This window comes from Sphingobacterium sp. NPDC055346, assembly GCF_053645235.1.
Map to the genome: position 1 here is coordinate 449,181 of NZ_JBSHMI010000003.1, position 14,192 is coordinate 463,372.

Genomic DNA, 14,192 nt, shown 5'->3' on the forward strand with positions numbered 1-14,192 from the left:
GAGCTAATGCTAGGCATAGATTGCCAAATGATATAAAAACTGAAATAAACGCAAAATATGAAAAAGCTTAATCAAATTATTCGACATCTGTGGCGAAACAAATTTTTTACTAGCCTAAATATAGTTGGGTTGGCAATTGGAATTTCCGTTTGCTGGGTTATTTTCAGATTTGTAAATTATGAATTCAGTTTTGATAGGAATCTATCGGAAAGGGAGGCTGTATATAAGGTAATTTTACAAGAAACTATTGATGGGAACGAATCATTTTCAAATTATGCACCTTTGGGTCTTGCCCCGTTTATTGAAGATTATGTTTCTAATAGCGAATTGTCCGTTCCAATCTATGGTAAATACGTTAAGGAAGTAATCATTGATCATGAAGAAGATGAGTTCTCCATTCATAACTCTCCTGATTATTTAGAAGCAGTTAACAGAAATTATTTTGATCTAGTAAACTATAAATGGCTTTCGGGCAGTAAACAAAAAATCTTCAGCAGTCCATTCGAAGTAATTTTAACCTCGTCAAGGTCAAAATTTTACTTTCCCGAATTGAATCCTGAAGAGGTCATAGGGAAAACTGTCGTTTATGATACTACACAATACACGGTCACCGGAATTGTAGAAGATCTCAATTCAGCGAGTAATTTTTCAGGAAAAGAATTTATTGCCATAGATAAAAATGATTGGAGTAGAACAGGTTTTTTGGGAGGTTCTTCCCAAAACCAATTGTTTATTAAAGTGAGCTCTGAAATAAACAAAACAAACCTTTTAAAGATTATCAACGATAGACTTGAATCAGAACTTTCAAATGGAAAGATATCTGGAAAAATGAAGTTTGTTTTTGTACCATTATCAGAGCTTCACTTCAGTTCTTTTATGGATAATTCGGTTGATAAAAAAACGCTCTATGGAATCATCGGAATTGCAGTTTTTCTATTGGGTTTATCTGTCATCAATTTTATTAATATTTCTACCTCCCAGATTCCGGAAAGAGCAAAGGATATTGGCATTCGTAAAACGATGGGCGAACGTCCAAAACATCTAGCATTGACTTTTGTTTTAGAGACCATTATTATATGTCTGATATCTTTCTTCTTAGCATTCTTTTTAAAGGATTTAATCTTTTCTCAAATTCAAGAATATGTACCGGAAAACTTTCATTTTGTAAATGATATTAAAGAAGTTGCTTTATTCCTAACAATTTTATTGATTGTACTGGTAGCTTGTACAAGCATCTATCCGATTTATTTAGCGAATAAAGTTCAGGTCGTGGAAGTCCTGAAACATAAATCCCTAACCCACATTAAATTTGGTAATCTATCTATTAAAAAAGTATTAATCGTTCTACAGTTTGTCGTGGCTCAATTTTTTGTTGTTACTTCTTTACTGATTGGGTTACAGTTAAAATTTATGATGAATAAAGATTTGGGGTTTGAGCACAATGCTATCGTAAACATTCAGCTTCCAAAAACAATTCGTTCTGGATTAAGTAAGGATCCAAATGTACTTGTGGATATCTTAAAATCAAATCCCAAAATACAAGATGTTGCTTTAGGTCGTTTACCATTAGAAAATGGAGTCAGTTCACTATTTATAGAAAGTTTTGAGGGCCAAAATATCCAGACTTCCAATAAAGGGGTAAATGAAAGATACGGAAGGCTTTTTAATCTTAAACTTCTTGCTGGAAGAGATCTAACAGTTAAGGATTCCATTAGCAATATAGCCATTACTAAAAGAACTGCAGAAATGCTAGGTTTTGAAAAACCGAGTTCAGCGATAGGTAAAAGGATTCAAACAAATGAAAGCAAAACAAGAGAAATTGTTGGAGTATATGACGATTTCAATAGTCAAACATTACATTCAGAAATTAGGCCAATTTCGTTTATTGCAACCAACTGGCCACTTTCACTTGGATATATGAACATTAAACTTTCTCAAAATACCAATGACTGGAATGAAGCTTTATCAACTATAGAAAAAGAATGGAAAGCATTTTATAAAGACGGCTCATTTAATCTTCAGTTCTATGATGATAAGATGAAAAACTTGTATGAAAACGAGAGGAAATTTTCAAAAATCATTAATTCATCAGCCGTAATCACCATATTTTTAAGCTGTTTAGGTTTAATTGGATTGATAACCATTTCGACTTTCCAAAGGACTAAAGAAATTGGGATAAGAAAAGTTTTGGGAAGTACGGTCAGTGGAATAGTCAAACTACTCTCAGTAGATTATGTAATATTAATTTTGATTTCCATCTTAATTGCAACACCCATAGCATGGTGGGCTATCAATCATTGGTTGTCGGATTTCAGTTATAAGGTCCCGTTAAAAATATGGATGTTTTTTATTCCGGCCTTAGCAACTTTGTTAATTGCTTTTCTAACAATGGCTTTTCTTTCAATTAAAGCGGCAAGAGCTAATCCAGTAGAAAGTCTAAGGGATGAATAGGTTTGGTTTTATAGTTGGGATTTATTTATGGAATGAAGTTAAGACTTTTTGTGTAATACTGAGGTTTATCTAAAGTAGCCAATAATGCAAAAGTTCAAGATCAAAAATGTCATATCTTGTACTGATTTATAGGTTCTTAATCTTTATTGTTGAAGAATCTGTACGCTTCTCTAATATTTTCCCGTGTCATCCGCAATCGCAGATTGCGGAACTGTACGCCAATAAAAAAAATGAAATTCTAAAATATTATATGTTCGCTGTTCTCGTAGATGCTTCCGTTGTTTTAATAATAAAAGCTTACAGTCGTGATTGGTTTAAGGCTTGCAATGGCGAACAGTTCCTTAACCTTCGGTTAAGGATGACAAGGGGTTAGGGCGATAAAACAAAAGATTCTTGACGATTTGAAAAATGAAGTTCTAAAATATTATATGTTCGCTGTTCTCGTAGATGCTTCCGATGTTTTAATAATAAAAGCTTACAGTCGTCATGGGTTTAAGGCTTGCAATGGCGAACAGTTCCTTAACCTTCGGTTAAGGATGACAAGGGGTTAGGGCGATAAAACAAAAGCTTCTTGGCGATTTGTTCAGGATCAGAAGGATACAAATTGCAGTTCTTGCTCCTTGGGATAGTTCTTATATGTTTTCCCTTAACTTAAAGACATTGCCCAATTGGGTTAGTACATCTTAAATTTTATAACCATTTTGTTTTTCTTTGGCAGAATGTAATGTTCATCTTCAGATAGATTTTATTCTTCCATTTACAATAAAGTGCTGACAATCAAAACAACACTGATCATCATCAGCCCCCAATAAACATATTTAAAGAATGTACCATCTTTTAATTTATGGTTTAGGTACCTACCTAAAAATATTGCCGGAATGGTTGTGATCAGCGAATAGAGAAAATAAATATTAACCTCTGTCGTGATCAATCCCTTTGCATAATAACCCACGACACTTAACAGACTGACCGGTAAAAAATACGCCTGTAAGGTGGCCCTAAAATGTTTTGCGCTCCATTGTCTCAAATTTCCGTAAACAACGAGTGGCGGACCATTTAAGCCATACGCTCCACCAAAAACTCCAGATAAAAAACCGCATACAAAAAGCCAGAACTTACTGTCCTCCTGCAAGGCCTTATTTTTTGTAAAATAGAGGGAATAAAGTGAATACACGATAATGAGTAAGCCAAGCCCTGTCTTAACGATTGTTTCATTTGCATAGGTCAATATAAGGATACCCAAAGGCAGGCCAAGAATAGCATAGAAAATCAACCATTTGGCACTGTGAAAATGGATCTTTTTATGGTCTTGTATCACGACCACAAGCGCAATGACAATGGACAACATTACTGCGAGCGGAACTGCAACATCTACGGGCAAGAATAAAAGGAAAAACGGAACTGCAATTAACGCTTCACCAAAGCCTAAAGTCGACCGTACCAAAGAAGCGAAAAAACTAATTATAAGGATTAAAATTATTGTCAAAACAGGATGTAGTTAGTTGTTTTTCAACACTCTAATTTACAAAAATAATATCGGATTGGCTAGGGATAATCGTCATAATTTGGGCGTTCTCCTTATAAATCGTGGAATTATTGAATATCAATTTAGGGGTTCATCAAAGGAGACTTGAATGGATTTCCAAGCAATGTATTATTGCCTCTATCAACAAAAAAATAAGAACCTTCAGAAGTCAATTCAGAGGGTAGGGGATATCATTTATCCTCTTTAGATCAACTAAATAAATTGCGAAGATTAGGGGCTTTGAAACTGATCTTAGCACATCAAAATAAAAAGGAAGATTTTTGAAATCATCAAAAAACTTCCTTTAATACGGAGACTTAGGACTTTGTCCATGGTTTATTGCTCCGTTATTAGATCAAATCTGTGCTTTATCCTTTAATTATCTGGACTGAATGTGCGTCCTGCAAGTCTAAAAACTCTATTTTTATTACTGTCATACCAACAAAAGAATAACTTTTTCTCTTGTCCGTTGTTAGCTTTCAATGTAATTGAATAATCTGTGTTCAGCGTGTATCTTCCAGATGTTTTGGATGTTTGATAGGCAGCATTTGTGCTACTTTCAGTGGAAGATACCTTTTCGGTCGTGTACCAGCCATCTTTTGTGAAACTCATATTGGTATATTTCATAATACCTATCTCTCCTCCAACAGCAATGGTACCTCCTCCAGAGATGGTTTCATATGAACCTGAAAGTGTCTGTCCAGCATTTGGCGGATAACCTACATAATTCGACCAATCATAGGTTTTTTTATTACCCGATTCAAAAGTAACATTAACCTTTCCTCCATTAACCGTCCAAGCACCAACGGCTTCACCTTGCCCAGCAATATATTTTTCCGCATTAATTTCATTTATTGGAATGTATGGAGACCGTATGAAGCGACCATTTTTGAAAAATACAAATGGTGTATGTACCTCATAATAGTAGCCACCATAACCTTCTTCCTGCTCCGGAACTAATAAAACTTTTTCAATATTGCTGTCAATGGGAATTTCATCGTTGTCAGATTTGCTGCAAGCCGAAAATAAAACGGCACTTAAGATAAAAATTAACCCAAAGGTCAATTTACCTGTTCTTGGAAGAGAAAATTTCATAATAAATATAGTAGTGTGTTGATTTTAAGGAACTAAAGTCATGCCAAATATTTATATTTAGCTTTATCACACAACACTTATTGGAAAATAGTACTTCATCAAACAAATCTTTTACTGTTTGAATGGTATCTGGAGAGGATTTTTTTTAAGGGTGTGTGAAATCGAGTCTAAAAATCGTTGTTAAATCGGAACTTCCATCGCTGTCCTCACACAATAGGAAAGAAATCATTTGGGGCTGCAATTCATAGTATGTAATCCCTTCGAATTTTTGATCATTCGAGATTTTTTGACAGTGATCAATTTTCATATTGATTAAATCTAATTTTCCGAATACTGTTCCTCCGATTTCTCCGTCTTCATAAGTAGATAGTCCCTCTTCTGCAGTTGCGATGAAATAAAGTGAATCACCCAGCACAGCAGCACCTGAAAACCCAAATAGCAGACCATCGATCTGTGGTAATTCGATGTCAAAGCAAGTTATCATGAAGTCATTTATTAAATCATCTCCATCGACTTTGAAAATTAAATTCCTTCCAGCTGGGCCATTTCCACGGTTCAGGAAGAGCCAACTATTTCCATGCATTGCTACCCCTTCGATATTAAAATCAGAAGAGGAAATGTTAGCTGACTTTTTCATGGCGCTGTACAGGTTACTCAGGTCTAGCTCAGTGCTATTCCAGTCGTTTCTGGAAATGGAAAATCCTCGTTCCCGGGCAGCAGTTGAACCAGATCCGAAAGTATATATCCTGTCCTCCCTAAGTACCATTGCTTCCAGATCAAGTTTTTGGGGTTTTGCAATCCTTTCCATCTGAGGGCTTGGTAAAAGGACGTGCCTGTTGAGCAGATTCTCAGTTATTCGGTAGTCATAAAGATTATTGCTATTGTCTGATACGATATAAATTTGCCCCTCCAAAAATTCAATTCCAGAGGCTGAACTGATTCCAGGGATATCTAAAAATTCCTTTAAATAAAACTCATGCATAATCTTAACCTATAACATTTTCTAGAGATCGCTTGTCTAATATATCCTATTTTCATGAAGGAGCAATAAATTTCATATCAATTCTTAATTGAATGTTCAATGGGAGGGGGAGGTCGGACAATTTGATATTTTTGAAATAATCCGTCAGCAATTATCAAGGAGAAAAAACTTATAATAGGATTTCTTTCCGAGAGGTTTGATTATTCGGATTTAAAGAAAAACATTTTAGGAGACATACCAAATGTCGTTCAGTGTTTATAGATCTTATCCAATCGAGTACAGGATTTGAGAAATGATAAAATGTTAGGTACTTTATTTGGTTTCCCTTTTCTGAATATCTATTACCCAATTATATGGCGAAATATATCGAGTTAAAATAATTCCAGACGAAATTAATGATAGGAAACCTGTAGAAACGAAGATTAATGCTAAAAAATTATTTGGTTTAGCTGGTGTAAAAATGGAATAAGAAATGGAACCGATAAAAATTAAGCATAATAGAATAGCAACAATTAGATAAAAGTAGTACATTAATTTATGGGTCTTTGTTATTTGAGTAATAAGAATCTTATTTGTGCTATCAATTAATAAGTAATTACGTTTATTTAATAATTTCAGCATTATTGGAGTTAGTTTATTTTGATTGTAATAATCAGTATAAAATTTGATTTTCCAATGGTTAATCCAAAAACCGAAACTACTTTGAAATAGGAGAGATTCAAGCATTTCAGTCAAATTCTTATTAATAGGCAAGTTGTCTTTTATTGCTATTTCAATTTGTTCATCTAGTTCCTTAATTCGATGTTTAGAATGGAAAATTGAAATTATGGAAACGAATTGACCAAAAAGTAAAAACGCATTCGTAAGAATACCAATAAAAATAGTTATACTTTCAATGTTAAAATTTTCCATTTCTAAATATGTTTATTTTTATTTGAATGTAAGAGAAATTAACTGGAAACTATTTAATCTAATCTTTATAAAATGGAAAAGGCACAATATTCCTTAAAATTTTATTTTTTGATTATTAAAGATTGGATTTCTCCGAGATGCTTCGGATGAACCTCAGCGTGACAAGTCTATTAGGACTGCAGTTCTACCCATTGATGCCCATATTTATTTAGCAGAAGAATATTTTTATCCGCCATAAATCCCCAGCGGGGATGAATTATTTTAGCATGAATGATTTTGAACTATAAAGGGTTAATGCAAAAACGATGTTCGATTAATCGAACATCGTTTTTGCGCAACTTACAGGCTAACGTGCCATGTCTGCTAAAATAATGGAACCCCAAAAGGGGTTCTATATTTAAAAATAAAAGAGCTAATTTATTTTCATTGCCAACTTGCTGCCATCTCTTTTCGATAAATTAAGTCCAAATTTTTACTTCTCAGCAGGACAAAATAATATTAGGATATCCCAGCGGGCACAATGCCTTGGAGATTCTCTTGGTCTGATCCCGTAGGGCAATGTCATTAAGTTAACGTTTTTTGTACTGAGGTTCACCCGAAGCATCTAAGAGAAATGCGAGCCTCCAAACTCAACGGTGGCAGTTGTTGAATTGACGAACAGTTCTTCAATCGAAGATTGAAGATGACAAAGCCCCTAGAAGGAGAACCGTACATATTCTTCACTAATCGTTCAGAATTGGAAATGAATTCAGTAGGGATTTTCAGAAAAATATTTCACTCACACAGTGGGTTATCCTTTTAACAATCCAATTTTCTACAAAGATGTCACCCCTTTCAGGGGTTCCCAATTTATACAAACAACCATTCTTCCGCAGGAAGTCCTTTAGCAACCGGCTCATTTCCAGTGGCGGAAAAATGGATAGAATGCCGTTGACTTGCGCGATGGGATTGGCCTTGGAATGCTTTCAATAGATCATCCCATTAAAAGGGATGATCTATTGAAAGATATTCCCGACAACTAGGCATTCTATCCATGTGTGGGAGCCCGTGCGAAAAGCCACCTTAAATGGGCCGCAGCCTTTTGGTTACTTTTGGGCTTCAAAAGTAACGAAGAATCTAAATTTTGTTTTTTTCTTAACTTAATGACATTGACCGCTGGGGGTTTTTAATAAGATATACAGAAAAAATAAAACAGGTAGAATACTCATTCTACCTGTTTTATTTTTTCTTCGCTACGAAATGGAACTAAAAAGGGTCTCCCATCTCATATCTCCCTTACTGCTTATCCACCCATCCAAATACCTTATCCAAGATACCAGAGTTTCTGGCCCCGCCAATGTTTTTACGGATTTTTAGCTCTTGGTCAGCAACCTTGACGAACAGGCCATCGATAGCTCTTTGGGTTACATAGGCAGTCAGGTCCGTTTCGATCTTGTTGCCTAATGGTAGGTTATTGTAAGCGCTGGTCAATTGATTCCAGTATGTTGAAACATTGTTTTTACCCATTGCAGATTGAATGATGGGGCTAAACTTGGTTGTCAATTCAGAGGAAGTTGTTTTTTTGAAATAATTGGTAGCAGCATCTTGTTGTCCGCTCAATAGGATATTGAAAGCATCGTTGACTGTCATTTTAGACAGAGAATTTATAAATACCGTTGAAGCTTCTTTCACAGCTGATTCTGCTGCATGGTTCATGCTGGCGATAAACTGATCACATAATTTATTCATCCCTACCGCGCGCAATGCAGATTCAACTTTCCTTGCTTCCTCCGGCATCAAGATCTTTACTGCGGCATCCCCTAGGAAACCATTTTTTACAGATAGTGTCTGTATACTTTGTTGCAGACCATTGTTCAAGGCTTGTTTGATACCTGTAGTGGCTTCTGCTTGGGTAATCGTTCCGGTTGATTGGCCACTTCCAGAACCGCCCGTGTTGGGGTTTGTAGAACCTGTTCCTTGTGGTGGAAGGGTAATTCCTGCTTGGTTCAAGGTTTCACAGCCACTGATAAAAAGGCTGGCACTAAATAGGCCAAGTAGGGTTATGCTTTTGAAATGTTTCATGATTCAAAAATAGCTAATTCATAAGTAGAATGTTATAACAATTATGAGATGAATATGTTGTATCGGCCCGAAATATTGTGTAAATGTATCCGGTAACGCCTGCCGTTTGGTCATATATCCTTTAAAAAGAGAAGAATTGAAAACAAAAAGGGCTCCTCAGTTTAGTGAAGAGCCCTTTTCTTGCTCAATATTTTTTATTTCCAGTTCAATTCTGCGATGACAGGGAAGTGATCTGAAGGGAATTTACCCATATAGGTATCGGTCAAGATACCATATTTACGCACTTTAAATGGTTTTGTGATAAAGATATGGTCAATTCTTGCTTTCTCTTGGATGTTCTTGCCCCAAGCATTGAAGGATGAATTTGGTTCGTATTTGATCTTAGCCAAATCGTACACATCTTGCACAACACCGCTTTTTGCAAGGGTAAAATACGCTTCATTGGTCTCATCGATATTGAAATCCCCAGTTAAGATCAATGGAAGGTCTTTTGCAAACTCCTTCGCTTTGGCAAGGATCAATTTAGCACTTTCTCTACGTGCTTCAATCCCAACGTGATCAAAATGCGTATTCATAAAGATGAATTTCTTGCCATTTGATTTGTCCTTGAAAATACCCCAAGTACAGATTCTAGGTAAGGCAGCATCCCATCCTTTGTTAGGTTTTTCCGTATCGGTAGGGGATAACCAGAATGTTCCACTTTTACTCACCTCGAAACGTTTTGTATCATAGAAAATGGAGGAATGTTCACCTTTATCAGCACCATCATCACGACCTACACCGATGTATTTGAAGTCAGGCAAATCAGCCGACATATCATTCAACTGTTCTTTAAATGCTTCCTGAACACCGAAGATTTCAAATTCATGGAATTTGATCAGGTCAGTCAGGTGCGAATAACGGTCTTTCCACAAGTTGCCTACATCACTGTCGGTTTTCATCCTGATATTGAAAGTAGCAACATTCATTTTCTGTGCATAGGAGAGTCCCATGCATAACACTAGGCTTAGGCTGATTAATAGTTTTTTCATCTTATTTGTTCAATAATGTTTTTAATAGTTCAGGTTCGTCTGTCGTGATAAAATCAATCTTTTGATCAATAAAGAACTTCATGTCTTCTTCTTTATTTACGGTCCAAGCATTGGTTTTCAATTTCAAAGCCTTGATTTCCTTGATCAAGTTCGGGTTCTTTTGAAAAATGCTGAAGTGGTAATCTACCCCTGTTAGTTTAGCTGCTTTTACCTCTGCTGGAGATTTGTCGCCATTTAAGTAGTGAACCTTGATCTTTTTGTCAAGTTCCCTGAATTTCAGACATGCGTCCCAATCAAATGCAATGAATTCCACCATTTTTTCGGCTTTAAGTTTTTTGACCAAGGCCAATGAAAGTTCCACGTTTTTCATGGTTCTTTCTTTACCAAGCTTACTGGTTTTCAATTCGTAGATCAACTTAGTTCCCTTTTGTTTCAATCCAGTTTTTAAATATTCTTCCACAGTTGGGATAGACTCTCCATTATCGTGTTTTTTTGCCAATAACTCTTGGTATGTAAGGTCTTCGATTTCTAGGCCATGAAAATCATGGTCATGGTTTACGACTAAAACATCATCTTTTGTCAGGTGTACATCAAACTCGCTTCCCCAAGCTCCTTGAGAAATTGCTTCATCTAGGGATGCGATTGAATTTTGGGGAACCTTGCTGTTTTTCCAAGCACCGCGGTGAGCGATAATGGAAGTCTGTGCAAATAGTCCTACATGGATGATCATGGTCATAGCTACTAAAAATACCTGTTTTTTCATTTTATTTGGTTCTATTTTATTTTAAATATATAATGTTCGCAACGGAACGCTGACCTTCATGGTCAAATTTCTTGTTGTCCGAAGGATAATTCACAATGGAATTATTACCAACTCCCTTGATGTAAAGGGTGCTACTGCCGCCACCATCTAGGTTCATTGCATCTTTTGCTCCAATCCATTTCAATACTTGGCTCAATTCCTTTAGGTTCATTCCATTGGCCATATTGCTTCTACCGTCAACAACCATTAAGATCAATTTATGTTTTGTGCTGATGCCAATAGCGGTTCTTGGATGTCGGTTGTCATTGAAAGCATTATTGGCGAGTTCCACATATTGCGCATCCTGTAGCAATAGAGGTCCTGCAACCATGATGGAAGCTGCTTTTGAGTTTTCTGTATTTTCTTGGTTGTTCGCTTGGATGCTCAGTTTCTTTTTGGCAATGCTAAAGACTGCATTTGCCCTAGCATTAGGTTTCTCCTTCGTTTCGCTAAGGATTTGGTTATTGACCTTGAGGTAATCGACAGAGCCTCCATTTTTCATATCAAAAAAGGATGCGTTGATGGCTACTAAGGCTTGATTTTGTTCGGCAAAGCTGGAGGTTGGAATTAATTTGGAGGGTTCTGCGGCAATATGAATGTTCTTGTGGTATTTGCGCAGATCGATTTCTACCCAATTGATCTCTTGTACGGCATTGAAAAGGTTTTCAAAATGTCCCTGGTACCAAGTGACACCCTTTTTTATTTCTGTCTTGTTCCAGTTTGCATGGGTAATCTGAACGGAGTCCTGTTGTTGTGCGAAGACTAGGTTAGGGAGTAAGAATAGGTAGAATACAGTAATATGGATTAGCTGTCTGAAAATCATTCGGGACATGTTTTTATGAAACATGTCCCGAATTTACCCAATTAATATTAAGATATTATTAATTTATCGATCTCCGTTCCATTCGCTATAAAATTGTTGCAGAAATGACTCCATGTGTTGGTGCCTGCCCAGAGCGATTTTCTTGGCAGTCGAAGTGTTCATTTTATCTTTTAGCAACAACAGTTTTTCATAGAAATGGTTGATGGTTGGAGCCGTTGTGTTTTTATAGGCTTCCTTGCTTTGGTTTTCCAGAGCGGGGATTTCCGGATTATAGATTTCCCTGTTTTTATAACCGCCATAGTTGAATGCGCGCGCGATGCCGATGGCACCGATGGCATCGAGACGGTCAGCATCTTGTACGATTTCCAGTTCTTTAGAGTGGAAGCTGACTTCCCCCAAGGAAGCTTTATAGGACATGTTCAAGATAATGTTCTGCACATGTTCAATCGTAGAATCGTCTACTTCAATGGATTTTAGGAATTCTCCAGCTACCCGAGGGCCAATGCTTTCATCACCATTATGGAACTTGCTATCTGCGATATCATGCAATAAGGCAGTCAATTCACAGACAAAGGCATCTGCTTCCTCTTCTTTCAGGATCAGTTTGGTATTGTTCCAGACGCGCAGGATATGCCACCAATCGTGGCCAGATTCAGCATCCTTCAGTTTTTCTTCAACAAATACCGCTGTTTTCTGGATGAGTTGCTCTTGCTTATCTGTCTTTTGAGCCATCGTACAATTCGTATTGCAATAATCTACAGTCTAGTTTACCATTGAAAAACTCGAATCTTCTGGAAGCTTTAAGTCCAATTTTCTTGGCCAAGTCTGGGTTTCCGGTGAAGATATAGCCTCGGTAACCTTTGCAGCTCTGTTTCATGAAATCGCCGATTCGAGAATAGGTGATTTCTAGTTTGCTATGTACACCCAGTCGCTCGCCATATTCAGGATTGAACATGATGACACCATCGCCTTCTGGAATTGTAGTTTCAGCAAAGTCGCAGGTTTCAAATTCGATCAAATGTTCTACCCCAGCGGTGCGGGCATTGAGTCTGGCAATTTCAACAGCATCTTCAGAAATATCAGATGCAATGATATGTGGAAGGTTGGTTTTGTCAGTGATATCCTTTAATATACGGCGTTCTTCGAAGAATACCTCTTCATTGTAACCAATGAAATGCATAAAGGAGTAGTTCATGCGTTGCAAACCGGGTTTGCGGTTTTGGCACATCAAGGCTGCTTCAATCGCTAGGGTACCGGAACCACACATTGGGTTTACGAATGGGGTTTTGCCATCCCATTGGGTGGCCATGATGGTAGCTGTAGCCAAGGCCTCAAGCATTGGAGCCTTACCGGGATGCTTTCTATAGCCGTGTTTAGCTAAGGTTTCGCCAGAGGTATCCAAGAAGATTTCTGCGCGGTCTTCCATCCAATGCAGGTGGATGACAGCACGGTTTAGATCCGATCCTGAATTAGGACGCATGCCTTTTTTATCCTTGATCCGGTCTACAATAGCATCCTTGACCTTTACGTTCGCAAATAGAGGAGTGGTAATGGTTTCATTGTGAACATGGGATGTTACCGAGAAGTATCCATCAATCGGAATTAAATCTTCCCAAGGAATGCTCACCAATTGTTTATAAAGTTCGTCTGCATTTTTAGCTCTAAATGATTTCAATTCATAGAGAACCTGACTTGCAATACGTAAGTTTAAGTTTAACTTGATGCATTCATTTACAGAGGCTTGTAGCTCTACACCAGTATTGAATGCACGTTTGATATCAAATCCCAATTCACGGATTTCCTGTTCCAAATAAGGGGACAACCTACGGTTGCAAGTAACGATTACCTTATTCTGTTTGTTGAAAACTTCTGCCATATTTGTGCAAAGTTACTTATTCTCTTAGCAAAAAATGTTTAATTTTACGGTTTAATAAATAAGTTATGGAAATAAGAGGAAAAGTACATGAGATAGGGGCGACGCAACAAGTAACAGAGTCTTTCAAGAAGAGAGATTTGATCGTTGCCTATGCTGAAAACCCACAGTTTGTAGAGTACATTCGTTTCGAGTCGACACAGGACCGCGTCAATATATTTGATAATCTAGCCGTTGGTGATGAAGTAGAAGTATCTTTCAACCTACGTGGTCGTCCTTGGACGAATAAGGATGGAGTGACAACTTATTTTAACTCCCTAGTTGCATGGAGAGTAACGAAAGTAGCGAATACCGCTCAAGCTGCTCCAGCACCAGGTTACACAGACATGCCACCGGTAGATATTTCTGCAAACTCATCAGATGATGACGATTTGCCGTTCTAAGGTTTACAGATAAAACAAAGAAGGGGTTTCAATAAAGAAACCCCTTCTTTGTTTTAGATATGAGATATGAGACTTGAGATATCAACTGGGATATTAAATGGCTATATCATTTGTTGAAACTATCTCTTTTTGTCCCCTACACATAGTACGTGAAATTTCTCACATCTCATATCTCACATCTCATATCTCACATC

General features: G+C 37.0%; 12 protein-coding genes. 2 read left to right on the forward strand and 10 right to left on the reverse strand.

Features of this window, described 5'->3' with window-relative positions:
- Positions 1-57 precede the first annotated feature (57 nt).
- On the forward strand, positions 58-2,451 hold the full coding sequence (locus tag ACWICE_RS08895; protein ID WP_454298142.1) for an ABC transporter permease: 2,394 nt from the start codon (positions 58-60) through the stop codon (positions 2,449-2,451).
- 757 nt (positions 2,452-3,208) lie between these two features.
- Here the strand turns inward: ACWICE_RS08895 and ACWICE_RS08900 are convergent.
- The 10 genes from ACWICE_RS08900 to ACWICE_RS08945 all read right to left on the reverse strand — a co-directional run bounded on the left by ACWICE_RS08900 (position 3,209) and on the right by ACWICE_RS08945 (position 13,558).
- A complete protein-coding gene (locus tag ACWICE_RS08900; protein ID WP_454298143.1) occupies positions 3,209-3,937 on the reverse strand; it encodes a sulfite exporter TauE/SafE family protein in 729 nt (242 codons plus the stop codon).
- Between the two features lie 414 nt (positions 3,938-4,351).
- Positions 4,352-5,071 carry a hypothetical protein gene (locus ACWICE_RS08905; protein ID WP_454291760.1) on the reverse strand — a complete coding sequence of 240 codons (720 nt, stop codon included), beginning with the start codon at positions 5,069-5,071 and terminating at the stop codon, positions 4,352-4,354.
- Between the two features lie 145 nt (positions 5,072-5,216).
- Positions 5,217-6,053, reverse strand: coding sequence for a DUF6929 family protein (locus tag ACWICE_RS08910; protein ID WP_454298144.1), 837 nt, complete (start codon positions 6,051-6,053; stop codon positions 5,217-5,219).
- A gap of 312 nt (positions 6,054-6,365) precedes the next feature.
- Complete coding sequence (locus ACWICE_RS08915) at positions 6,366-6,965, reverse strand: hypothetical protein (RefSeq protein WP_454298145.1); 600 nt, start codon at positions 6,963-6,965, stop codon at positions 6,366-6,368.
- Between the two features lie 1,275 nt (positions 6,966-8,240).
- Positions 8,241-9,026 (reverse strand): DUF4197 domain-containing protein, encoded by a 786-nt coding sequence (locus tag ACWICE_RS08920; protein WP_185213971.1) that lies wholly within the window; start codon positions 9,024-9,026, stop codon positions 8,241-8,243.
- Positions 9,027-9,220: 194 nt separating this feature from the next.
- The gene (locus tag ACWICE_RS08925) at positions 9,221-10,057 is read right to left on the reverse strand and encodes an endonuclease/exonuclease/phosphatase family protein (protein WP_185217317.1); all 837 of its coding nucleotides are present in this window, start codon (positions 10,055-10,057) and stop codon (positions 9,221-9,223) included.
- A gap of 1 nt (position 10,058) precedes the next feature.
- Complete coding sequence (locus ACWICE_RS08930; protein WP_454298146.1) at positions 10,059-10,820, reverse strand: glycerophosphodiester phosphodiesterase; 762 nt, start codon at positions 10,818-10,820, stop codon at positions 10,059-10,061.
- Between the two features lie 16 nt (positions 10,821-10,836).
- Positions 10,837-11,682, reverse strand: a complete 846-nt coding sequence (locus tag ACWICE_RS08935; protein WP_313260363.1) for a phosphodiester glycosidase family protein — start codon at positions 11,680-11,682, stop codon at positions 10,837-10,839.
- Positions 11,683-11,745: 63 nt separating this feature from the next.
- A complete protein-coding gene (locus ACWICE_RS08940; RefSeq protein WP_185217314.1) occupies positions 11,746-12,414 on the reverse strand; it encodes an HD domain-containing protein in 669 nt (222 codons plus the stop codon).
- Entirely contained in the window at positions 12,395-13,558 is a 1,164-nt protein-coding gene (locus ACWICE_RS08945; RefSeq protein WP_454298147.1) for a THUMP domain-containing class I SAM-dependent RNA methyltransferase, read from the reverse strand. Before ACWICE_RS08945 ends, ACWICE_RS08940 begins: the two co-directional genes overlap by 20 nt.
- Before the next feature lie 65 nt (positions 13,559-13,623).
- On the opposite strand from ACWICE_RS08945, the gene ACWICE_RS08950 reads away from it, so the two are divergent.
- Positions 13,624-13,998 (forward strand): DUF3127 domain-containing protein, encoded by a 375-nt coding sequence (locus ACWICE_RS08950; RefSeq protein WP_313260359.1) that lies wholly within the window; start codon positions 13,624-13,626, stop codon positions 13,996-13,998.
- The last annotated feature ends 194 nt before the right edge of the window (positions 13,999-14,192 follow it).